The organism is Pseudoalteromonas umbrosa (genome assembly GCF_030125375.1).
In the GTDB taxonomy this organism is placed as follows: domain Bacteria; phylum Pseudomonadota; class Gammaproteobacteria; order Enterobacterales; family Alteromonadaceae; genus Pseudoalteromonas; species Pseudoalteromonas umbrosa.
Window position 1 is genome coordinate 45,851 of the sequence record NZ_JASJUU010000001.1, and the last position, 21,711, is coordinate 67,561.

The 21,711-nt window shown below is 41.8% G+C and carries 20 protein-coding genes; 12 read left to right on the forward strand and 8 right to left on the reverse strand.

The window, feature by feature from the left end; translation table 11 throughout:
- Window positions 1–3: 3 nt before the first annotated feature.
- From QNM16_RS00235 to QNM16_RS00250, 4 genes are all read right to left on the reverse strand, one after another.
- Window positions 4–999: a GDP-mannose 4,6-dehydratase gene (locus tag QNM16_RS00235; protein ID WP_284018596.1), complete on the reverse strand. Its 996-nt coding sequence runs from the start codon at window positions 997–999 to the stop codon at window positions 4–6.
- Window positions 992–1,603 (reverse strand): SIS domain-containing protein, encoded by a 612-nt coding sequence (locus QNM16_RS00240; protein ID WP_284018597.1) that lies wholly within the window; start codon window positions 1,601–1,603, stop codon window positions 992–994. Before QNM16_RS00240 ends, QNM16_RS00235 begins: the two co-directional genes overlap by 8 nt.
- A complete protein-coding gene (locus tag QNM16_RS00245; protein ID WP_284018598.1) occupies window positions 1,600–2,547 on the reverse strand; it encodes an NAD-dependent epimerase/dehydratase family protein in 948 nt (315 codons plus the stop codon). Before QNM16_RS00245 ends, QNM16_RS00240 begins: the two co-directional genes overlap by 4 nt.
- 416 nt (window positions 2,548–2,963) lie before the next feature.
- A complete protein-coding gene (locus QNM16_RS00250) occupies window positions 2,964–3,707 on the reverse strand; it encodes a glycosyltransferase family protein (protein WP_284018600.1) in 744 nt (247 codons plus the stop codon).
- A 168-nt stretch (window positions 3,708–3,875) separates the two neighbouring features.
- On the opposite strand from QNM16_RS00250, the gene pseI reads away from it, so the two are divergent.
- From pseI to QNM16_RS00270, 4 genes are read left to right on the forward strand one after another with little or no spacing between them, the layout of a single operon-like run.
- Entirely contained in the window at window positions 3,876–4,916 is a 1,041-nt protein-coding gene (pseI, locus tag QNM16_RS00255; protein ID WP_284018601.1) for a pseudaminic acid synthase, read from the forward strand.
- Window positions 4,916–5,164 carry a hypothetical protein gene (locus QNM16_RS00260; protein WP_284018602.1) on the forward strand — a complete coding sequence of 83 codons (249 nt, stop codon included), beginning with the start codon at window positions 4,916–4,918 and terminating at the stop codon, window positions 5,162–5,164. The genes pseI and QNM16_RS00260 overlap by 1 nt, the downstream gene beginning before the upstream one ends.
- On the forward strand, window positions 5,161–6,750 hold the full coding sequence (gene pseG, locus QNM16_RS00265; protein ID WP_284018604.1) for a UDP-2,4-diacetamido-2,4,6-trideoxy-beta-L-altropyranose hydrolase: 1,590 nt from the start codon (window positions 5,161–5,163) through the stop codon (window positions 6,748–6,750). Before QNM16_RS00260 ends, pseG begins: the two co-directional genes overlap by 4 nt.
- Window positions 6,719–8,263: a class I adenylate-forming enzyme family protein gene (locus QNM16_RS00270; protein WP_284018605.1), complete on the forward strand. Its 1,545-nt coding sequence runs from the start codon at window positions 6,719–6,721 to the stop codon at window positions 8,261–8,263. Before pseG ends, QNM16_RS00270 begins: the two co-directional genes overlap by 32 nt.
- Before the next feature lie 32 nt (window positions 8,264–8,295).
- Here the strand turns inward: QNM16_RS00270 and QNM16_RS00275 are convergent, their stop codons facing one another.
- The 3 genes from QNM16_RS00275 to pseB are packed head-to-tail and all read right to left on the reverse strand — an operon-like array spanning window position 8,296 to window position 11,614.
- Window positions 8,296–9,429: a Gfo/Idh/MocA family protein gene (locus tag QNM16_RS00275; protein ID WP_284018607.1), complete on the reverse strand. Its 1,134-nt coding sequence runs from the start codon at window positions 9,427–9,429 to the stop codon at window positions 8,296–8,298.
- 8 nt (window positions 9,430–9,437) lie between these two features.
- Entirely contained in the window at window positions 9,438–10,616 is a 1,179-nt protein-coding gene (gene pseC, locus QNM16_RS00280) for a UDP-4-amino-4,6-dideoxy-N-acetyl-beta-L-altrosamine transaminase (protein WP_284018608.1), read from the reverse strand.
- Entirely contained in the window at window positions 10,613–11,614 is a 1,002-nt protein-coding gene (pseB, locus tag QNM16_RS00285) for a UDP-N-acetylglucosamine 4,6-dehydratase (inverting) (RefSeq protein ID WP_284018609.1), read from the reverse strand. Before pseB ends, pseC begins: the two co-directional genes overlap by 4 nt.
- A 228-nt stretch (window positions 11,615–11,842) precedes the next feature.
- Here pseB and QNM16_RS00290 point away from each other — a divergent pair, with 228 nt between their 5' ends.
- A complete protein-coding gene (locus QNM16_RS00290) occupies window positions 11,843–12,631 on the forward strand; it encodes a flagellin N-terminal helical domain-containing protein (RefSeq protein ID WP_284019877.1) in 789 nt (262 codons plus the stop codon).
- 150 nt (window positions 12,632–12,781) lie between these two features.
- Window positions 12,782–14,218: a sigma-54 dependent transcriptional regulator gene (locus tag QNM16_RS00295; RefSeq protein WP_284018610.1), complete on the forward strand. Its 1,437-nt coding sequence runs from the start codon at window positions 12,782–12,784 to the stop codon at window positions 14,216–14,218.
- Window positions 14,219–14,226: 8 nt separating this feature from the next.
- Here QNM16_RS00295 and QNM16_RS00300 read toward each other — a convergent pair whose 3' ends face one another.
- On the reverse strand, window positions 14,227–14,844 hold the full coding sequence (locus QNM16_RS00300) for a DNA-3-methyladenine glycosylase I (RefSeq protein ID WP_284018611.1): 618 nt from the start codon (window positions 14,842–14,844) through the stop codon (window positions 14,227–14,229).
- A gap of 250 nt (window positions 14,845–15,094) precedes the next feature.
- Here QNM16_RS00300 and QNM16_RS00305 point away from each other — a divergent pair, with 250 nt between their 5' ends.
- The 6 genes from QNM16_RS00305 to fliH all read left to right on the forward strand — a co-directional run bounded on the left by QNM16_RS00305 (window position 15,095) and on the right by fliH (window position 21,695).
- On the forward strand, window positions 15,095–16,201 hold the full coding sequence (locus QNM16_RS00305; RefSeq protein ID WP_284018612.1) for a sensor histidine kinase: 1,107 nt from the start codon (window positions 15,095–15,097) through the stop codon (window positions 16,199–16,201).
- Window positions 16,198–17,607 (forward strand): sigma-54-dependent transcriptional regulator, encoded by a 1,410-nt coding sequence (locus tag QNM16_RS00310; protein WP_284018613.1) that lies wholly within the window; start codon window positions 16,198–16,200, stop codon window positions 17,605–17,607. Before QNM16_RS00305 ends, QNM16_RS00310 begins: the two co-directional genes overlap by 4 nt.
- A gap of 153 nt (window positions 17,608–17,760) precedes the next feature.
- Window positions 17,761–18,096 carry a flagellar hook-basal body complex protein FliE gene (gene fliE, locus QNM16_RS00315; RefSeq protein WP_063363410.1) on the forward strand — a complete coding sequence of 112 codons (336 nt, stop codon included), beginning with the start codon at window positions 17,761–17,763 and terminating at the stop codon, window positions 18,094–18,096.
- Between the two features lie 25 nt (window positions 18,097–18,121).
- Entirely contained in the window at window positions 18,122–19,840 is a 1,719-nt protein-coding gene (fliF, locus tag QNM16_RS00320) for a flagellar basal-body MS-ring/collar protein FliF (protein ID WP_284018615.1), read from the forward strand.
- Window positions 19,833–20,873: a flagellar motor switch protein FliG gene (gene fliG / locus QNM16_RS00325; protein WP_023401801.1), complete on the forward strand. Its 1,041-nt coding sequence runs from the start codon at window positions 19,833–19,835 to the stop codon at window positions 20,871–20,873. The genes fliF and fliG overlap by 8 nt, the downstream gene beginning before the upstream one ends.
- A gap of 3 nt (window positions 20,874–20,876) precedes the next feature.
- Entirely contained in the window at window positions 20,877–21,695 is an 819-nt protein-coding gene (gene fliH, locus QNM16_RS00330) for a flagellar assembly protein FliH (protein ID WP_284018617.1), read from the forward strand.
- Window positions 21,696–21,711 lie beyond the last annotated feature (16 nt).

Genomic DNA, 21,711 nt, shown 5'->3' on the forward strand with positions numbered 1-21,711 from the left:
TTCTCACGGTTTATGAATATATGAATCTGGTAGATTTTTTAAATCGTCAAGGTGTGTTCTTACCCAGTTAATGGTGCGTTCAAGTCCATTTTCGAGCGACACTTTGTCTTGCCAATTTAATTGCTCACGAAGTTTAGTTGCATCGAGCAGGTAGGCTGCATCCTTTCCTAAGCGATCCTCTGTTACTTGGCATACCTGTTCAAATGGCACTTGTAACATGTCACAAATCAGCTCAACGAGTGCGCGGATGGATATCGTGCGTTCGGTTGAAATGTGATAGATGTCACCTAGTTGCCCGTGTTGAGCAATTGCGTGAGTCGCTGCGGATACATCGTCGATATGTATGAATGAGCGAGTAGAGTGGCCACCGCCATGTAGCGGTAATATTTTACCAAGTAATGCAAATAAAATGGTGCGAGGAATAATACGATATAACTGTTGGCCTTCACCATACACGTTCGCTGCACGTGTATACAACACAGGGAATTTATGCACATCAAAAAAAGTATGTAAGCTCATATCTGCAGCTGCTCTGGAGACAGCATAAGGTGTACTTGGATTGTAATTGCGATGTTCTGGAACTAACCCTTCGCAACTACCGTATACCTCAGGTGTCGAGATATGAATGTACTTGTCTAGATGATCAATATGCCTCAGGCGGTTGTGTAATTGTACGGTGGACACGCAGTTAGTCATAAACCAGTGCTCTGGGTAATCCCAGCTTTGTCCAACCATGCTTTGTGCAGCAAAGTTGTAAACGTGTTTTACTTTGTGCTTTTCAACCAAAGCAATAATTTCATCAAGGTGGTGATTTAAGTCAAGTTGATGAAACTCGATATTATTTTTTTGTTTAACCCACTGGTAAGGTAGCAGCGCATTATGTGGTTCTTCTGAACGGCTTGCTGCGATCACGACTTGTTCTTTCTCAAGCATATGTGCACAAAAAGAAGCGCCTGAAAAAGAGTTACTACCAAGTACTAAAATAGGAGAGTCAGACATCTTTAAGTTCCTGATAAAGTGCTTTCATAAGTATATGCCCGATGATCACTTGGGTATCTTCAGATATTTGCATATCTTGAACATCAAAATGAAAAGCTTGATCGAGCATTATTTTGGCTTTACCGCCTTTAAACCCTAGGACCCCAACGGTGGTCATACCGAGTGCTTGTGCCTGTGTAATGGCATTTATGATGTTTTCTGAATTACCACTGCCAGATAACACCAAAAGTACATCATGCTTGTTTGCTTTAACCTTGAGTTGGTGGCTAAAAATATTCTGATAGCCGATGTCATTGCCCAAACAAGTTAAAACTGAGCTATTTGCGGCGAGAGCTTCTACTTTTAGTGCGTTGCCTTGTGGGTGAATACCAAAAGTAAAGTCATTAGCAAGGTGAATGGCGTTTGCTGCTGAACCACCATTTCCGCATATAAATAAGGTGCCGTTGTGCGCTTTCATATCGAGCAAGGTATCCACGAGCTGTGCGATTTGTTTACCGTCCAGTTGAGTGAGTACCTGACTTAATGTCTTTATATAGTCCGCTGTTATGGACTCTGCAGGATGTGCTATTTGCAGCTCAGAAACTGCACCTTGTTTGTTGCTCATAGTACTTCTCGTTGCATCCACTTTAAGTTGTAAAAACGATCTTGATCTTCAAGTTGACCATTTTCAAATGCCTCGATTATTTCACCAATGGCGGTGCTGACATTTTTCTTCGGGATAAAGCCAGTTGCTAATAATTTTTCAGAGTTTATTCTGTAGCATCTCGGGTCGTTAGATGGCGTGACTTCAATTTCACATTTAACTTTGCTTTGCACCATTTTTGCGATATCCATGATCGAGATATTTTCAAAACCTGCATTAAATATGCCAGAAGTCTTTTCTGGATTTTCAAGCATGTAGATGTAAAGATCGGTGATATCATCGATATGAATATTCGGGCGTACTTGCGCGCCGCCAAAAACAGTGATTTTTTTATTTTTAAGCGCTTGCATTGTCAACATATTGACAGAAACGTCTAAACGCATACGGTCTGATAGACCACATACTGTTGCCGGCCTGACAATTTGCACAGCCATGTCATCTGCGTAGCTCAGTAATACGCGTTCAGCAACCATCTTAGTTTTGTTGTATTCTGAAATAGGCTCTAGTGAGAGATCTTCAGTCACTTGCTCTTCATCTTTAACTCCGTAGACGCTACCAGATGATGCATAGATGAATTGCTTAATTCCAGATTTTTTGGCTTTATCAGCTAATTGCATTGTAGCTAAAGCGCTGACTTCCCAAGTTAGTTTAGGGTTGAGGTCACCACAGGGGTCATTAGCGATTGACGCTAAATGAATGATGCTATCAATATCTGTAAGATCAATATTATGTGTGTCTCTCACATCGCCTTTAATCACAGTTAGGTTTGGGTGGTTTGGTAAGAAATTCCCAAACCATTGAGTATCTAAAGCCACAACGTTGTAGCCTTTTTTTAATAGTTTTAGCACTAAAACAGTACCTTTGTAGCCCGTCGCACCAGTAACTAAAATTTTTTTATCTGTCATGTTTTCTCTGCTCGAAATTGCTTTCAAATCCACTATTGCTGGCAGTGGTTATTTAATTTGAGTCATCACAAGAACTTAGCTTAGGAACCATATTAGGTTTACTTCAGAAGAATATGTAACGACATCATCGAATTACCTTGAGTTGGATAAGTATCTCATCAATATGTAAGGTATTGATTTAAAATGAGTAAACCAAGCTAGCAATAGCACCTGAAGATTTCTAGGCATTCCTATTATTTTGTTAAAATATAATTTGCGAATAATGTTTAAAGTGTAGCCTTGGTATTCAAGGAACCGCTTGTTTGTATATTTACTATTTGAGTTTGAATATATTTCAATTGCAAAAAGAGCTGAATTATTTTTCGGAGGTTGTCCAACGACACTGGCACTAAAATGAAAGTATTTCATTGGTTCCCCTAAACAGTTTTTTGACTTACATGTTTATTTATATCGGTAAGCGCTGGCTTTTTCTTTAATTGTTTTTTCAGCTCAGGATAAGAAAAGTCGAGGTTATTACCAAAATGGGCATAGATTGCTTTGATTGCTTTGTAATCATCGGGTTCATCTAAAGTCAGTCGCCAATGTTCCAACGACTCACCTTCTGCGAATGAAAAAGTGGCAATCGAGCTAAATTTAGCCATGCCAAGAGTGACATGTTCTCTGTCCGCTTTGCTTGTTGCAAGCTGGTGGGTCTTTTTTAAAAGTTGATAAGAAAACGCTGTGCAATCTAGGCCTCTAGGGTAGCCACTGTGTGGCCCTAAATTGACTATGTCAAATTGAGAGCGCTTATGCTTTTCGATGACTTGCTTAGTTAAATGTGAGTCAATGAGGGGGCAGTCGCTGGTCAAGCGTACGATGGTAGTATCATCTATCGCACCATATTGCGTCGCTGCTTCGTAATACCTAGACAACACATCTTCAGTACTACCTTGATAATATTTTATTTTTTGCTCTTTACACAACTTAACAATAGGCGCTTCAGAACCATCATTCGTTGTCGCGATAATGATATGCTCTTTAAATGCTGCAAGTCTGTCTAACATGACCTGTAGTACAGTAGAATTACACAGAGGGAGCAATACTTTTCCCGGTAATCGAGTTGAGGTCATTCTAGCTTGAATGATGATCTGAACGTTTTCCATCGAAGTCGTTGTTATCATTATAATTGCGTTCAATATAGCAAATCATTACACTCAAATACAGAATAAAAAATTGATTGTGTACGTTGAGTTTATTGGCGTTGGGCGCTTTTTGTACCATTGTTAATTGTCGGCGTGAAATTTGCTACGCAATTTGTATTATATGCCTAAAATAAAGAAGAGAGCATTGTGAATTTTAAATCTCAATTTCAGATATCAGGCAGGGAAGTTGGTCATGACTCACCTTGCTACGTCATTGCTGAAATGTCGGCTAATCACGGCCAGTCGTTAAGTAAAGCAAAGGAATTAGTACACGCTGCTAAAGAGGCAGGGGCAGACGCTATAAAGTTGCAAACTTATACCGCAGATACTTTGACTATGGACTGTAAGCTGCCGCATTTTGAAGCGACAGGGCCTTGGAAAGGTCAGTACCTCCATGATTTATACAAAGGCGCTTACATGCCTTGGGATTTTCATGCTGAGCTGTTTGAACTGTCAGCTAAGCTTGGTTTGACGTGCTTTTCATCCCCTTTTGATAAAACCGCAGTAGACCTACTAGAACAGTTTGATGCGCCAGCCTATAAAATTGCGTCACCAGAATTGATAGATCATCAGCTTATCAAAGATGTAGCAGCAACGAAAAAACCTATGATTATGTCAACAGGCGGCGCCACGCTAAACGAGATAGCACAGGCTGTAAAAGTGGCAGAGGATGCAGGGGTGCAAGCGCTTGCATTGATGAAGTGCACAAGTACTTACCCAGCACCCGCTGAATCAATAAACTTGCGAACTATCCCACATATGCGTGACGCATTTGGATGTCCAGTAGGGTTGTCCGATCACACCTTGGGCAATGATGTGCCATTGGCGTCTGTGGCGGTTGGTGCCTGCATGATTGAAAAGCATTTTGTGTTGGATAAAACAGATAATACCGCGGATAGCTTTTTTTCAATGACGCCGGATGAGCTAAAAGCGCTGGTGCATGGTGTACGTCAAATTGAAAAGGCGATGGGCACGGTTCACTACCCAAGTGAGGCGTCAAAAGCTCGTCGCTGTGTTTATATTATTAAAGATATTAAGGCAAATGAAGTCCTGACCGCAGCGCATTTAAGACAAATGCGTCCCGGAGGCGGTGAGATCATGCCTCAAGAGTTACCTAGGCTTATTGGTCGCCGTGTTAATAAAGCGCTTGTTTGCGGCACGCAGTTAAGCTGGGAGGACTTACAATAATGATTTCTAAAGAGACGTTACTTGAATATATTCAGCAATTTTTGGAAGAGCGTGGGGTATTACTCGATGCATCTTCACTAGAGAGTTATAACTTCATTGCTGAGGGGGAGTTGGACTCATTTGAAATTTTAACACTGACGATGGGAATTGAGGCGCACTTTTCTATCGCAGTCGCCCCTGAATTACTTTTGGATGAAAAAAATGCCATAGTTGGCAATCTTGTGAATGCTCTGATGGAAAGCATATGATTGCATTTCGTGTAGATACACAATGTGGAATGGGCCATTTTATGCGAATGAAATGGCTTGCAGTCGAGTTAGAAAAGCGCAACGAACCCACCATTTTTTTTATAGACCAAAGTGATGCATTAGCGCACTTTACAAACGAACTAAATGCTGAGCTTGTCATCGTTCCTCAAGCTGACAGCTGCCAAGATGATGCAAGTTTTTGTTTAACCTATCTAAAGTCACATAAGTACGAGATTAAATGGTTTGTTGTCGATGGCTATACGTTTGATGATAGCTGGGAAGCAGAAATAAAAGCACATGGCATAAAGCTGCTGGCTGTGGATGACTTGGCTCGACAGCATAAATCTGATGCGGTGCTTGATATGAAGTGGGCCGGTAGTGTGACTTCAGAGCGATATACTGGCTTAGTGCCGGCTGAGACAGATAAGCTACTGGGGCCAGAGTTTGCCATCTTATCTCCCGAGTATCAGTTAGCTGCGAATACTTCGCTATCTCGTACTGAACGTATTACTTTCTCCCTCGGCGGTGGTGGTAGTTGGCGTACTTTGACACCCGTTATAGAACAGCTATGCATACAAGCTCCGGGAATTAGCGATCTTGTTGCTATTATAGGCCCTAAAGCAACGGATATTGAAGCGCTTGAGGCCCTTTGTGAACAGTATGCGCAGTTAACACTGGTTTATGCACCAAGTAGCTTATCTGAGTACTACAGAAAAACAGGGTTGTTTGTAGGGGCATTAGGTACGTCATTGTATGAGCTGGCCGCGACACAAACACCTGCACTGACTTTTTCACTCGCAGCTAACCAAAACAACAACATTGAAGATTTAGAGCATCTGGGGCATTTTTATCATATTGAGGATTTGCTTAATTTCTCCGCTGATAAAATAGCTAGGCTGATCCTATCGTTATTTGAGTATAGAGCGACTATTGAGAAACAGCGCTTAAGCCCTTTGGTATCGGTCGATGGTCACGGAGCAAGGCGCATTGCTGATTACTTGACAAGTGGCGAGTTGTTGAGTGGTATGCCCATGTCTCAAGCGCCTGCACTTGGAGGTCTAGTGTCTCAATTAACAGACTCTTTGAGCGTTCGAGAAATTCAAATATCTGATGTTAATCGCTATTTATCAGCGCGCAATCGTTCAGAAAATATGTGGCGGATGACAATCACCGACTCTATCAAGCCCATCGATCATTACACTTGGTGGTTTAATAATCAACGACACTCATTTGTATTGGAAGACAATGGATTGCCTTTAATTTATGTGTGGCATCAAGTATATCGCCACAAAGATACAGAGTACTTGTATGGAGGGTGGTTTGCGGCGAGTGATAAGGTGAACTTTGTTCATGCTCAAATGGTTTTAAAATGGCAATTAGCCTATTGTGAAGGGTTACATCCCAACGCGACTTGGGTCGCTGTGATTAATAAAGAGAATAAGTTCGTTAATTTACTCAATCAAAAAGAAGGGTTTATCCAGGCAGATAAGGCTTCAGATGAGTTTTTAGTTACACAAATTATATTCCCCCAAGCATCAGAGGAAGAGTTTAATTATGTCGCAAAGTTTCCAGCAAGCCGAGGCTAAGATGGGTGGGATTTACGCTATTTTTAAAAACCATGTGAAATCGGCACCTGATAAAACAGCGGTCATTTTCAAGCATACTAGCTTAAGCTACCAAGAGTTGGACCATAAAGTATGCCGCTTAGCTTCATACTTTACCAAAATAGGCCTTAAAGCAGGGCATAGGATCGCACTATTTGCACCTAATGGCATAGAGTATCCTGTAGTATTAATGACGGCTGCAAAAATGGGGTTGGCTGTTGTGCCATTGCCAATGAGCTTGAAAGGTGCTGCGCTTGAAGTTGCCTTGAAAAAAACGCCTGTCGCAGCCGTTTTGGCTTGGCCAACCATTAGTAAAGTATTGCTTGAGAAAGACTTAATTGAGCAAGACAAGTTAATTAGCTTTGAAAAGTCAGTTGCAGGTGAAGTGATATGGCAGCAAGTTTTTAACGAGCAAGATAATGAGACTTTGGACGTTGCTGAAACCACTGTAGATGAGAATGCGCCGTTTATTTTGACCATGACTTCTGGCTCTACAGGTGCACCCAAACCGATTGTATTGAGTCAACATTGTAAAGTGCAACGTGCGATTGAAGCGACTAAAAATTATTATGGTTTGGTTGAAAGTGACAAAATTTTAGTGGCTACGCCTTTGTACCATTCACTCGCCCAGCGAGGTGTTTTAATGCCATTGATGCTAGGCGCAACCACTGTGATCATGGCCAAGTTTGTACTGCAAAGCTGGTTGGATGCCATAGAAACTCACAAAATAAGCTTTTTATTTGCAGTATCCGCTCAGTTAGAAAGCTTTCTAGCCTATGAAGGTCCAAATTTTGACCTGAGCTCTTTGCGTTGTCTTGTTTCCTCTTCAGCGGTTTTAAATGCAGAGTCAAAAAAGGCGCTATTGAGTAGATTGAACTGCGCATTTCACGAATGCTACGGAGCATCTGAAGTCGGTGTTGTAACAGATTTTTGTGTGTCGGCTGAGCCTGATAAAAACGGCAGTGTAGGGCGGGCGCTTCCTTTTGTGGATTTGAAAATCTGCAACGATGAGCGTCAACAAGTGTCTGTTGGTGAAGTAGGTGAGATTGCGTGCAAAACGCTTACTGGGTTTAGTGGTTATCACAAAATGCCTGATGCAACAGCAGCGGCGTATGACTCTGAGGGCTTTTTTTACACGGGTGATTTGGGCTATCTCGATGCACAAGGCTATTTATATTATGTTGGTAGAAAAAAAGAGGTTATCTCTAGTGGCGGCATCAATATTTTTCCACAGGATATTGAAGCTGTGATCAAACGTCACCCTGACATTGTTGAATGCGTTGCATTTGGCGTAGCAGAGCCTCAATTAGGGGAAGTGATCCGAGTGGCTTATGAGCAGCGAGGAGATGCACTTTTAGATAAGGCGCTGAGATTAATGTGTTTGCAAGAGTTAACTGATTATCAGCAGCCAAGACAGTTTGTACGTTTAGATGAGATGCCAAGAAATCAAATGGGCAAAGTGCTGCGCAATGACGTTAAGTTACAAAACCAATAAATGAGTGAAGGCATCGCCTTCACTCATAGGTATTATTTGATACTTTCCCAAGTACCAGATTGATTGGAGCGTGTTGCCGCTTCAAACAATGCTAAGCCATCACGGGCTTGTTCAAAACCAAATACGTATTCATTGGCATTGTCTTGTGCAGCTAGATAGCTCTCTAAAGCGAGATGTATATCAGTGTAAAGATTAGCGAATGCCTCGACAAACCCCGTTGGGTGCCCAGGTTTCATTCGATTGTATCTAAATTGATTCGCGTACTGGCATTGGCCTGCTCTATCAAGTATTTCTCTGCGCCCATCGTTAAAATTGAGTTCAAGCTCATCTGGGTTGAGCTGATACCACAGTGCGCTTCCCTCGGTGCCATACACACGTACTTTTAAGCCGTTTCTATGACCGATCGCCGTTTTAGACATCCACATACTACCTGTGATGTTGTTCGGGTACTTTAGCAACATTTGAACATCATCCACTAAACCAGTGTATTCAGAGTGGGTAGCGAATAGGGCACTTGTTTTTTCTGGTTCTAGCTCAAGTAAATAGCTAGATAGATGATGCAAATGTACACCTAAATCAAGGCAGATTGTCGGCACTGCGTAGTCTTGTAAACGCCAAGCCTGAGGTGGAGATGCCTTTCCCGCGATTTCAGGCGGTCTTTTGAATCCTTCTTGTGGCATTTCTAAATGTATTTTTTGGATCGTGCCGAGCTTTCCATGTTGTATTAGGCTTTTAAGCTCTCTAACCATGGCGTAGCCAGAATAGTTGAATGTGACCGCAAGAAAGTGCTTTTGTGCGTCATACTTTTGAGCTAACTGCTGAATTTCATCACTGCCACAGACAAGCGACTTTTCACAAATAGTTGGAATGTTGAGCTTAAACAGTGTTTCAAGGGCTTCTAAGTGATGCGGTGTGGGTGTTAATACAACCACAGCATCAATGTTATGGCGTTCAGCTTTGAGCATACCTTGCCAATCATCATAAACACGATTCGGTTCAATGCCCCATTGTTGTGCCGTAAGTTCATTTTGCTCTTTATCTCGGCTAAATGCGCCTGTAACGACTTGGAATCTGTTATCTAGTTGAGCAGCAGAAAAGTGTACATACCCTACAGCCGAGTTGGCACCGCCCCCAATGAATGCAAGTTTTAAACAGCGTTTTGACATGATTTTCCCTATTTTTCCACGTTTCTCAATTTAGTTAGTGTCTTAACAAGTGTCGCTGCAATATAATCTTGCTCTTGTTGTGTCAGTTCAGGAAAGAGAGGCAATGTAACCGCGCTGTGATAATACGATTCAGCGTTAGGGCAATACCCTTGTTCAAACCCTTGTTTTCTGTAGTATGGCTGCAAGTAAATCGGGATGTAATGTACATGACAGAAGATATTTTTAGCTCTCAATTCCGTTACAAGTTCTCTATGTAATTGTGCAGATGAATTGGCGATTCGAACAACGTACAAATGATACGCGCTGTAAGCGTCGTTACTTTGTCTGAGCGGACTGATCTCATCATGTTTGGTGAACAATGTATCGTAGTGCGCTGCAAGTTCATTTCGCTTGCTGACAAACTGATCTAACTGGTCAAGTTGTGATATACCAAGTGCGGCATGGATATCTGTCATTCGGTAATTAAACCCTAGTGTTTGCTGCTCGTAATACCAAGGGCCGTCTGAGTCTTGCTCTAACAAATCTGGTACGGCAGTAATACCGTGGCTTCTATATAGTTTTAATTTTTCATCTAAATCTTTGCAGTTGGTCAGTGCCATACCGCCTTCAGCTGATGTGACAATTTTAACTGGGTGAAAGCTGAAAATACAGATATCCGAATATTGGCAATTACCAACAGGGCTATTTTTGTATTGCCCACCTATTGCGTGGGACGCATCTTCAATGATTCTAAAGTCATATTCGACACTGAGTTTGTGTAATGACTCCATATCACAGGATTGGCCTGCAAAATGCACTGGGATGACGACTTTAGGCAGAGCATTATTTTTTTTTGCAGCGATTAATTTTGATTCAAGTGCGTTAATGCACATATTACCAGTGTCTGCATCAATGTCGACAAAGTCGATTTTTGCGCCACAATACAATGCGCAATTTGCTGAGGCAACAAAAGAGTTTGGTGATGTCCAGACAATATCATTATGCCCAACATCTAGAGCGAGACATGCGATATGCAATGCTGAAGTAGCACTATTAACCGCAGTAGCATGGGTTACATGGCAGTAACTACTGACTGAGGATTCGAATTCAGGTATTTTTGGACCCTGAGTTAGCCAAGGAGAGTTTAAGACTTCGATTACTGCATCAATATCAGACTGAGATATGGCTTGTTTACCGTAAGGGATCATAATAATGCCTGTTTATTGAACTCAGCTATTTCTTCGACAGATAAATATTCAGTGTTGGTCAGTGAGTTGTATTCAAAACCAGGCTGTACGGCTTTACCTTTCTCATTGAGAGCATTGATGTCAAAGGCGTTTGTTCTGCTACTAAATTTTATCCCAGGAGCAATGACGAAATGATCATCAAATTCAAAAGTATCAAAAGACAAGTCTTCGGGGCACATCACCTCATGGAGTTTTTCACCGGGCCTTATCCCTACGACTTTTTGCTTTAGATTTGGTGCCATAGCGGTTGCTAAATCAGTAATTTTGATGGAAGGTATTTTAGGGACGAAAATTTCACCACCTAGCATGCGTTCAAAATTTTTAAGAACAAAATCAACACCTTGTTGTAAACTAATCCAAAATCTCGTCATATCAGGGTGAGTTATGGGGATGTGATCCTGCTGTTCATCGATAAATTTTTGAAAGACCGGTACCACAGAGCCTCTAGAGCAAACCACATTTCCGTAACGTACTACAGAAAACATGGTTTTGTGACCGCCTGCGATATTGTTTGCTGCGACAAATAGTTTGTCTGAAGCAAGCTTGGTCGCCCCATATAAGTTGATTGGATTGGCTGCTTTGTCAGTTGAGAGTGCAATTACCTTATCAACGTCACTATCAAGTGCTGCTTCAATGACATTTTCTGCGCCATTGATATTTGTTTTAATGCATTCCATGGGGTTATATTCAGCTGCTGGTACTTGTTTTAGTGCTGCAGCATGGATCACGTAGTCAACACCTTGCATCGCTCTGCGGAGTCGATCTCGGTCTCTTACATCACCGATGAAATAACGCATGCATGGTGCGTTGAATGTTTGCTGCATCTCAAACTGCTTTAGCTCGTCTCGTGAAAAAACGATAATCTTTTTAGGGCGATACCTTTCAAGCAGAGTTTTAACGTATTTCTTGCCGAAGGAGCCTGTCCCGCCAGTAATCAAGATTGTTTTGTTATCAAACATATTTTACCCATCTAAAGGTGCAATCATTTCTTTACACTGTAGAAAAAAGTACTAGGTAAAGATTGTGCCCCTGCATCCTAAAAAAAGTGATTACTCAATACTTTATATCACTTCTTCGAATTTTGCAGTATTTAACACAAGCTGGTTTGTGATTTTTAGACGATAGGTGACTTTTTGCACTAATGAGCGTAATATAAGAGTATCAGTATTGCGGAGGAAGGTGTCATGTTGCAAATCAACTCGCCGAGTAACTCTTTCTTTAATAGAACAGAGCAAACGAATAATAAATTGAATCAACAGCTAGCGACGGGTAAAAAGGTAAACTCGGCCGCAGACGATGCTGCTGCGCTACAGATAATTAATCGTTTAACCTCACAGCAAGAAGGATATAACCAGTCTATTCGTAATGCTTACGATGGTATTTCGTATTCTCAAACTGCTGACTCAGCGTTATCTGGTGTTAATGATGCTGTTAGTCGAATTAGAGAATTGTCCATTCAGGCTGGTAACGGCGCTTTGAATGATAGTGATAGACAAGCTTTGCAAGACGAGGTCTCACAGCTACAAACTCAGATCACAGAGACATTTGAAAACACAACTTTTGGTGGTGACCCTTTATTTGATGGTCAGCAGGCGAGTTTTCAAGTTGGACCCGATGCAAATACTACGCAAAGTTTTACTCCAACAGATGGCACAGTTGCTGCGGGAATTTTAAGTGTGGATATTTCCACTCAGGCTGGTGCTCAAGCAGCGATTACTGCTGCGGATCAAGTAGCAAAAGATGTAAACTCTCAACGCTCTCAACTTGGTGCATTTGAAAATACTTTGGATAGCACGATACGAGGCCTTGGTAATCAGAGTGATCGTATTGCAGAAAGTCAAAGCAGAATAGCGGATACTGACTTTGCGCAAGCGACTGCTGAACGTGCTGCGAATGATATTCTATCGCAAACATCTGTTGCTCTAAGAGGTCAAGCGAATCAGTCAGCATCCTCTGTACTTAATCTTCTCCAGTAAAAATTAATACTATTGTATTGATTCAAAACATACTCAGTGGCATTTATTTGGCGTTTACGTCAAGAAATTGCCACTTAGGTATTGCATCCCATAGATACTCCCTTACAATCATACTCATAGACTTATAAAAAATTCTTGGATCCAGTCCAAATGATACTGATCATCGATAAAAACAATAATCGCGCTTCTGGACTAGCTGCTGCATTGTCATTTTGTGGACAACCAGCAAACGTAGTTGCTGAATCAGACTTTAGCCCAGAGCTGGTAAAAAAGTATCAAGAATGTAAGGTGATACTAGGTGCACTCGATGGATTGGATCATGAGCGCCATATAAGGAGCCTTCCTGCTCATCCTTTCATTTTAGTTGGCGAAACACTTAGACCTCTGATGTCCGTTGCTAATGTAATTGGATTAATCACCGAGCCATTTAGCCATGACGTGACGATGCAGTTACTACACGACTGTCAACAGTATTTGAGTTTGTTACCAGGTCAAACTGAGCAAGGGCGTGATGCTAAATCATTTGATGGACTAGTTGGTGATACTGATGCGGTTAAAGAGGTTAGGTTTTTAATTTCTCAAGTCGCACAAACGGATGCTAATGTTCTAATTCTAGGAGAATCAGGGACTGGTAAAGAGGTGGTTGCTCGCAATGTACATCTACTTTCTAACCGCTCCGACGGTCCTTTTGTGCCAGTAAACTGTGGTGCTATTCCTGGGGAGTTACTTGAAAGTGAACTATTTGGCCATGAGAAAGGTGCGTTTACTGGTGCCATTTCGGCTCGAAAAGGGCGTTTTGAATTAGCTCAAAATGGTACGTTGTTTTTAGATGAAATTGGCGATATGCCGCTGCAAATGCAAGTTAAATTACTGCGAGTTTTACAAGAGCGTAGCTATGAAAGAGTAGGCGGAACTAAGCCAATTCAGGCAAATGTTCGAGTCATTGCGGCGACACACCGGAACCTTGAGGCAATGATAGAAGAGGGTAAATTCAGAGAGGATTTATTCTACCGCCTCAATGTATTTCCTATAGAAAATCCCTCTCTTAGTCAGCGAGTTGATGATATTCCCTTATTATTAAAGGAACTTCTTAGAAGAGTGACCGAACAAGGCAATAAAGGAGTGAAGTTCACCGATAGAGCTATTGAAAGCTTGAAGTCTCATGCTTGGCCAGGCAATATTCGAGAGCTGGCAAATTTAGTCGAGCGTATGGCAATTATGTTTCCTGATAAGTTGGTTGATGTAACTGACTTGCCAACCAAATATAGGTACATAGAAGTCGAAGCATTTGAACCTGAATATCCTGAAGAACTCATGGAAAGGGATGCTTTCAATGACTTATTTAGTGAAGGTTTTAGTGATTTTGAAGAGGAAGAGGATATTGTCGCGTCAGAGCAGCCTATGCTTGGACTATTGCCAGATGAAGGGATTGAGTTGAAAGATTATCTAGCTGAGCTTGAGGTGAGTCTTATCACACAAGCATTGGAGCGTTATGATTATGTTGTCGCACGTGCTGCTGAAATTCTCGGTGTAAGACGCACGACACTGGTTGAAAAAATGAAAAAGTATAACCTTAATAGAGATTAAGGCTATAACTAATTAGTCTCTTTGTTTAGCTCCTTAGTTAGGTCTAAAGAGGCTATTAAGTCGGTTAACGGCTGCTTTCTATGGCAGTCGTTATCATGATCATTCACCATGCCACAAGCCTGCATATGTGCGTATATTGTAGTCGGTCCCAAGAACTTAAATCCTCTCTTTTTTAAATCCTTGGAAAATTTTTCGCTTATTTCACTAGTAGTTGGGTAGTCATCTTTGCTTTTAATATCATTTATTTTTGGGATAAAGTCCATAAATGCCCACTGGTATTTTGCAAAACTGCCAAAAGCCGACTGAACTTCGATAAAACGTTGTGCATTGTTTATGGTGGCCAATATTTTGGCTCTATTACGTATAATTCCTTTGTTTTCCATAAGTATATCTACATCTTGCTCTGATATGTTTGCGACTTTCTGAACATCAAACTCTTTAAAGGCGGTTCTGTAGTTTTCACGTTTTTTTAAGATGGTATACCAGCTTAGTCCAGCTTGTGCTGACTCCAGAGTAATAAACTCAAATAATTTGCGATCATCCCAAATAGGTACTCCCCACTCTTGATCATGATAAGCAACATAATCGGGTTTGCTCTCATCAAGCCACAAACATCTTTTACACATTTTAGTTCTCTGGTGAGGGTGTCATATTAGTATTTATCTTACATTAAGTATTTTTAATCAAGATATAGTGAGATTGATGTGAATTGAGCACTTTGAAATTATCTCAACAATTGTGTTTTGGTGTGTTAGCAATGAGTGTGTCAAAGTTTTGTCCTGTGTGTTTTTAATTTAACTTATTGTTATTTATATAAAATAATTTTGGCACGCCATTTGCTTTTATCCTTTCAGGAAGATACATGAGAGTAGTGTCATGGCGTTAGCGAAAGTGATAAATCCACAATTTGTGCCAGAAAATCAATATAACCCTTGCTTGTTGCAAGAATCTTATATTGGTGAGTTGAGTGACTTGCGACAACAAGCAAGTTGGCTGAGCCATTTGGTCGATACTATGCCAGCTGGTGTTGTCGTATTGGATGGTCAAGGTATGATTGCCAAAGCAAACCAAATTGCTAAAGATATGCTAGGTGAGCCACTAGAAGGTGAAAAATGGTTTAACATCATTCAGCGCTCTTTTAGTCCTCAGCAGGATGATGGGCATGAAGTTTCACTGCGTGATGGCCGATTGATTAAGCTGGAAATCTCAGCATTGACACCTGAGCCGGGTCAATTGATCTTAATGACAGATTTGACTGAAACGCGTCGTCTTCAAGCCCGGGTTGCTCACATGCAGCGTTTGAGTGCGCTCGGTAAAATGGTAGCGTCGCTTGCGCATCAAGTTCGTACTCCCCTTTCAGCTGCTATGCTATATGGCGCGAATTTGGGAAGTGAAAACTTACCAACAAAGTCACGTGAAAAATTCCATAACAAGCTCATGTCCAGACTGAAAGATCTTGAAAATCAAGTCAACGATATGCTGTTGTTTGCTAAAAGTGGTGAACAGCAAGTGATCGAGCAAGTGTCAATGCAGCAGTTACTTAACGAGGTTAAGGCGGGCTCTGATGCGATGTTATCATTACACCATGCCAAGCTAGACGTCATACTACCTGATCCAGATATTGAAATTATTGGTAATAAAACAGCATTGGCAAGTGCTATTCAAAACTTGATCCACAATAGCGTTCAAGTCATTGGCTCTGGTGCCGAAATCACAGTGAGTGCGGTGAAAGATCAAGATGAACATGTCCGCATTGCGGTGTGTGATAATGGCCCTGGTGTTGACATGACTTTGGCAGATAAACTCTTTGAGCCATTTTTTACTACTAAATCACAAGGCACTGGACTGGGGTTAGCAGTTGTTAGTTCAGTCGCCAATTCGCACAAAGGGCGCGTTGAAGTGAACAACGAGCCAAACGGAGGAGCATGCTTCAGTATGCTATTACCCATATCTCAACATACTCAACTTCAGGAGGTTGTATGAGCAATAAAATTCTAGTCGTTGAAGATGACGCAGGTTTAAGAGAAGCACTATTGGACACATTAGAGCTTGCTGGCATTGATTGTGTTGAGGCAGATAGCGCAGAGCAAGCTATGGTATTACTCAAACAGCAGAGTTTCTCGCTGGTGGTGAGTGATGTTCAGATGGGACAAATGAGTGGTATTGATCTACTGAAAAGCATTAAGCTGAATTATCCAAATCTTCCTGTTTTGATGATGACGGCATATGCAACGATTGATGATGCTGTAGAAGCGATGCGATTAGGTGCAATTGATTATATGGCTAAGCCATTTGCACCGGAAGTATTGTTGAATATGGTAAGCCGTTACATGCCTGAAAAGGAAAAAGAAACGGATGGCCCTATTGTTGCTGATCCAAAAAGTCTTCAGCTATTAAGCCTTGCCAAAAAAGTGGCGCTGTCAGATGCCAGTGTGATGGTACTGGGCCCAAGTGGTTCGGGTAAAGAAGTATTAGCTCGTTATATTCATGATAGTTCTGAGCGTAAGAGTGAGCCTTTTGTCGCCATTAACTGTGCGGCGATCCCTGAAAATATGCTAGAGGCGACTCTATTTGGGTATGAAAAAGGCGCATTTACAGGCGCCATACAGGCTTGCCCGGGTAAGTTTGAACAAGCTCAAAAAGGGACCATCTTACTCGATGAAATTACCGAGATGGATTTAGGCTTACAAGCAAAGCTTCTTCGAGTTTTACAAGAGCGCGAAGTAGAAAGGTTAGGTGGCAGAAAAACCATCGAATTGGATGTTAGAGTTTTAGCGACCAGCAACCGAGATTTGAAAGATGCTGTTGCTGAAGGCAAATTCCGAGAAGATTTGTATTATAGATTAAATGTTTTTCCGCTGACTTGGTTACCTTTGAAAGAGAGAGCTGCAGACATTGTGCCTTTAGCTGTGCACTTGATTGAAAGGCATTGTAAAAAGTCGAATCAATTGGCACCTAAGTTAAACGTTGCTGCGCAGCAGAAATTGTTACAGCATGCGTGGCCTGGTAACGTGAGGGAGCTGGATAATGTTGTTCAACGTGCATTGATCTTACAGCAGGGAGAGCAAGTTACTGATGCTGATATTTTCATTGAAAATTTAGCACCAGTGGAACTTTCAACGGAAGAAGTCTTGGCTCCTAGTCCTGTTGAACTTGATGCTTCACCTTATAATGCTTATCCAAACATGGGTTCTGAAACGCCTAGCTCTAGTGATAACATGAGTTACAAAGAAGAGCTTCAGGATAAAGAGCATCAAATTATATTGGACACGCTTACTCGCTGTAACGGTAAACGAAAAGATGTTGCCGAAATACTTGGGATCAGTCCAAGAACACTGAGATATAAACTGGCTAAAATGCGGGATTTAGGTCTGCCAGTTCCTGCTTAATACTTGCGAAAGCAACCAGTTAGAATCTGGTTGCTTTTTCACCTGTCAAAAAACCGACCTCACAGATTTCTTTTTAAGTTATTGATTTAAAATAAATAAAAGTTGGCATGTATAATGCTTATCTCATGTAAGAGAATTTACAGGGTGAGCAACATGAAAATTCAAAATACCAGTTTATATCAAGAGATGCAGTCAATGGCGTCTCAAGCAGGCCGTATCGAGCCTCAAGTTAAGCAACCTATGGACGCGACTGCAGCGACATCAAGCGCTCAGTTTGGTGATATTTTAAAAGGTGCGTTAAATAACGTCGCCGATTTGCAAAGAGATGCAAAAGCTAAAGTCACCGCAGTGGAAATGGGTGATCGCAGTGTTTCTTTAGCAGAAGCTATGATTGCGAAAAACAAATCATCAGTGGCCTTTGAAGCAACCGTTCAAGTTCGAAATAAACTTGTCGAAGCTTACAAAGACATTATGAGCATGCCAGTGTAATTAATGAGATGATTGGAGAGTAACTGTGGCTACAAATCAAACGACAGATCTAGCACTTTCAGATGGCCCAGCAGGGGCTGTCGCTGAAGGTGCAGACACCCAGCAAGAGCAAAAGTCTGGTTATTTTAGTGCTTTAAGTGGCGTTGATATGCTACGTCAAGTTACGCTCGTAATCGCCTTAGCAATTTGTTTGGCAATCGCCATCTTCATCATTATTTGGGCTCGTCAACCTGATATGCGTCCACTCGGTCAGTACCCAACTGACGAGCTAGTTCAAACACTAGACTTTCTAGATGCTCAAAAGATTGAGTACGAGCTAGATGGCAATACCATCATGGTTGCAGAAACAGATTATCAAAATATCAAACTTAAAATGGCGCGAGATGGTTTTACGCAATCGCCAACCTCTGGTACTGATATTTTGATGCAGGACATGGGTTTTGGCGTGAGTCAGCGCCTTGAAAGAGAAAGACTAAAGCATAGTCGAGAGCAGCAGTTAGCGCGCACGATTGAAGAATTACAAGATATAAATAGAGCCAAAGTATTACTCGCTATTCCTAAAGAGAATGTGTTTGCTCGTCGAGAGAAAAAGCCTTCAGCAACAGTGGTACTAACAATGAAGCGTGGTCGTACGCTTGATGGAGAAGAAGTTGACTCTATTGTTGATATTGTTGCTTCTGCTGTTCAGGGCCTTGAACCTTCACGTGTAACTGTGACAGATCAAAATGGCCGTCTATTAAATTCAGGCTCTCAAGATTCTTTGGCAGCACGCTCTCGCAAAGAATATGAAATAGAACGAAAACGTGAGTCTGAGTACTTATCAAAAATTGACAGTATTATGATCCCAGTGGTTGGCTTGGGTAATTTTACAGCACAAGTTGATTTGACCATGGACTTTAGCGCAGTTGAAGAAACTCACAAACGCTTTAACCCAGACTTACCAGCAGTGCGCAGTGAAACAACATTTGAAGAGAATAACATTGGTGGGATCACCGCCGGTATTCCTGGCGCATTAACTAACCAGCCACCAATGGACTCAAATATTCCAGAAGTTGCTGGGCCGGGCGGCAGCGGTAAAGGCACAACCCCTAGTCGCTCTCAAAGAGAAGCAACACGAAACTATGAGCTGGACACCACGATTTCTCACAAGCGTCAACAAACAGGTGTTATTCGTCGGATCAGTGTGTCAGTCGCGGTTGACTATGTTGCTAAAGCCGATGCTGAAGGCAATGTGTCTATGGTGCCTCGCGCACAGGAAGAGTTGAATAACATACGTCGCTTGCTACAAGGTGGTGTTGGTTTTGATATGCAGCGTGGAGATGCATTAGAAGTAGTTACAGTGCCGTTTGTACGCGAAGACATTTTAGAAACTTCAGAGCTACCCCTTTGGGAACAAGAATGGTTTATGAAGGTTGCACGCCTTGCAGCAGGGGCTTTAGTAATCATTGTATTGATAATGGCGGTAGTTCGCCCTATGCTGAAGAGACTTATTTACCCAGATGATACACTTGAGGACTACGATGAGGATGCACTTACAGCAGGTGTAGACTTAGGAGATAGTACTTTAGATATGCTTAGTAATGACTTTGATGAATCAGCTGTTGGCTTCTCTTCGGATGGTACATTACAATTGCCAGACTTACATGGAGATGAAGATCTATTGAAAGCGGTTCGAGCATTGGTAGCAAATGAACCTGAGCTTTCTTCACAAGTGGTCAAAGCGTGGTTAACTGAAGATGAGTGATGAAGAACAAAAACAACTGCCCCCTACGTTTGACGTAGAAAAGTTAGATGGTGTCGATAAAGCCGCCATCTTACTGCTCAGTTTAACAGAAGAAGATGCGGCGCAAATTTTAAAACATTTAGAGCCTAAGCAAGTACAGAAAGTGGGTATGGCGATGGCGGCAATTGATGATTTGTCGCAGTCCAAAATTAGTGCCGTGCATAATTTATTTATAGAGCAAATTCAGAGCTTTAGTACTATTGGTTTCCAGTCTGAAGACTTCATCAAGAAGGCCCTGACAGCAGCATTAGGTGAAGACAAAGCTGCAAGTTTAATAGACCAAATTGTTATGGGTTCTGGTGCGAAGGGGTTAGATTCACTGAAGTGGATGGACTCAAAACAGGTTGCCAATATTATCCGCAACGAGCATCCGCAGATTCAAACTATTGTATTGTCGTATTTAGAGCCGGAGCAATCTGCTGAGATACTTTCACAGTTTACTGAGAAAGTGCGGTTAGACTTAACAATGCGTATTGCAAACCTTGAAGAAGTTCAGCCAGCAGCATTGCAAGAGCTTAACGAAATCATGGAAAAACAATTTGCAGGTCAAGCGGGTGCACAAGCTGCGAAAATGGGCGGCTTGAAAGCTGCTGCTGACATCATGAACTACCTAGATACCAATGTTGAAGGTCAGTTAATGGACTCAATTCGTGAACATGACGAAGAGATGTCGCAGCAAATCCAAGATCTGATGTTTGTATTTGAAAACTTGATGGATGTTGAAGACCGAGGTATTCAAGCAATACTGAGGGAAGTACAGCAAGATGTCTTGATGAAAGCCATTAAAGGCGCAGATGACTCATTAAAAGACAAAATTTTAAGCAATATGTCTAAGCGTGCCGCTGAAATGATGGCCGATGATTTAGAGGCAATGCCACCAGTGAGGATCAGTGAAGTAGAAGCTGCACAAAAAGAAATATTGGCAACTGCCAGACGTTTAGCTGACTCAGGAGAGATCATGCTTGGCGGTGGTGGCGGTGAGGAGTTCCTGTAAAGTATGTCTGATCCTAAATTTCACCGTGGACGTCCTGTTCATGGAGAGGCTGTCGATGCATTACTCGATCATTTAGAAGAGTGGCCGATACCGGATGTCAAAGAGGACCTAAGTGGGTTGAGCGGTCGTTCAACCGCAATGGGTACTCCGCTTGAAGAGTTGTATACCAAGACTGAACGTAATGTTGAGCCTGAAGCAGTTGAACCTGAAATTCCGACTTTAACCTTGGAGGAGCTTGAGCAGATCCGTCAAGATGCATATGACGAGGGGTTAAAACAGGGTCATGAGCAAGGCTACATTGAAGGGTTTGAAAAAGGCGCCAAAGAGGGCAATGAAGCTGGCCAGAAGGAAGGGTTAGAGATCGGCAAGCAACAAGGTCTTGAAGATGCCAAGCCTTTGGTGGAAGAAAGACTTCAAACATTAACACAGTTAATTGAAAAAATTCATGAGCCGCTTAATCAAGTTGATGATGCTTGTGAAAAGCAATTGATTGAGCTTGTCAGTTTATTGACACAACAAATTACTTTCCACGAAATAAAGACAAACCCTGAACTGATTTTACAAGCTTTGAAAAAAGGTCTGGATGCATTACCCATCGGTGAGGTGCAACTCAAAGTCCATCTGCACCCTGATGATCTTTCTTTAGTTGAAGAAGCCTACGGGGCAGATATGATCCAAAAGCAGCAATGGCAGCTTATTCCCGAGCCTACGTTTGAACGCGGCGGTTGTGAAATTAAATCTCTGATCTCTTCTATCGATTTAACGGTAAAAACGCGTTTGACTGAAATATTGGAGAAGTTTTTGCATGACAGTGGTATCTAAGAATTATTGCGCCATG

Coding starts and splice junctions, on each gene's coding strand:
- QNM16_RS00260 (WP_284018602.1), top strand. CDS start 4,916: ATGATTTCTAAAGAGACGTTACTTGAATATATTCAGCAATTTTTGGAA.
- QNM16_RS00235 (WP_284018596.1), bottom strand. CDS start 999: ATGTCTGACTCTCCTATTTTAGTACTTGGTAGTAACTCTTTTTCAGGC.
- pseC (WP_284018608.1), bottom strand. CDS start 10,616: ATGATCCCTTACGGTAAACAAGCCATATCTCAGTCTGATATTGATGCA.
- pseB (WP_284018609.1), bottom strand. CDS start 11,614: ATGTTTGATAACAAAACAATCTTGATTACTGGCGGGACAGGCTCCTTC.
- QNM16_RS00245 (WP_284018598.1), bottom strand. CDS start 2,547: ATGACAGATAAAAAAATTTTAGTTACTGGTGCGACGGGCTACAAAGGT.
- QNM16_RS00310 (WP_284018613.1), top strand. CDS start 16,198: ATGAGCAATAAAATTCTAGTCGTTGAAGATGACGCAGGTTTAAGAGAA.
- QNM16_RS00295 (WP_284018610.1), top strand. CDS start 12,782: ATGATACTGATCATCGATAAAAACAATAATCGCGCTTCTGGACTAGCT.
- QNM16_RS00300 (WP_284018611.1), bottom strand. CDS start 14,844: ATGTGTAAAAGATGTTTGTGGCTTGATGAGAGCAAACCCGATTATGTT.
- QNM16_RS00240 (WP_284018597.1), bottom strand. CDS start 1,603: ATGAGCAACAAACAAGGTGCAGTTTCTGAGCTGCAAATAGCACATCCT.
- pseG (WP_284018604.1), top strand. CDS start 5,161: ATGATTGCATTTCGTGTAGATACACAATGTGGAATGGGCCATTTTATG.
- QNM16_RS00275 (WP_284018607.1), bottom strand. CDS start 9,429: ATGTCAAAACGCTGTTTAAAACTTGCATTCATTGGGGGCGGTGCCAAC.
- fliE (WP_063363410.1), top strand. CDS start 17,761: ATGAAAATTCAAAATACCAGTTTATATCAAGAGATGCAGTCAATGGCG.
- QNM16_RS00250 (WP_284018600.1), bottom strand. CDS start 3,707: ATGATAACAACGACTTCGATGGAAAACGTTCAGATCATCATTCAAGCT.
- QNM16_RS00270 (WP_284018605.1), top strand. CDS start 6,719: ATGTCGCAAAGTTTCCAGCAAGCCGAGGCTAAGATGGGTGGGATTTAC.
- fliH (WP_284018617.1), top strand. CDS start 20,877: ATGTCTGATCCTAAATTTCACCGTGGACGTCCTGTTCATGGAGAGGCT.
- fliG (WP_023401801.1), top strand. CDS start 19,833: ATGAGTGATGAAGAACAAAAACAACTGCCCCCTACGTTTGACGTAGAA.
- QNM16_RS00305 (WP_284018612.1), top strand. CDS start 15,095: ATGGCGTTAGCGAAAGTGATAAATCCACAATTTGTGCCAGAAAATCAA.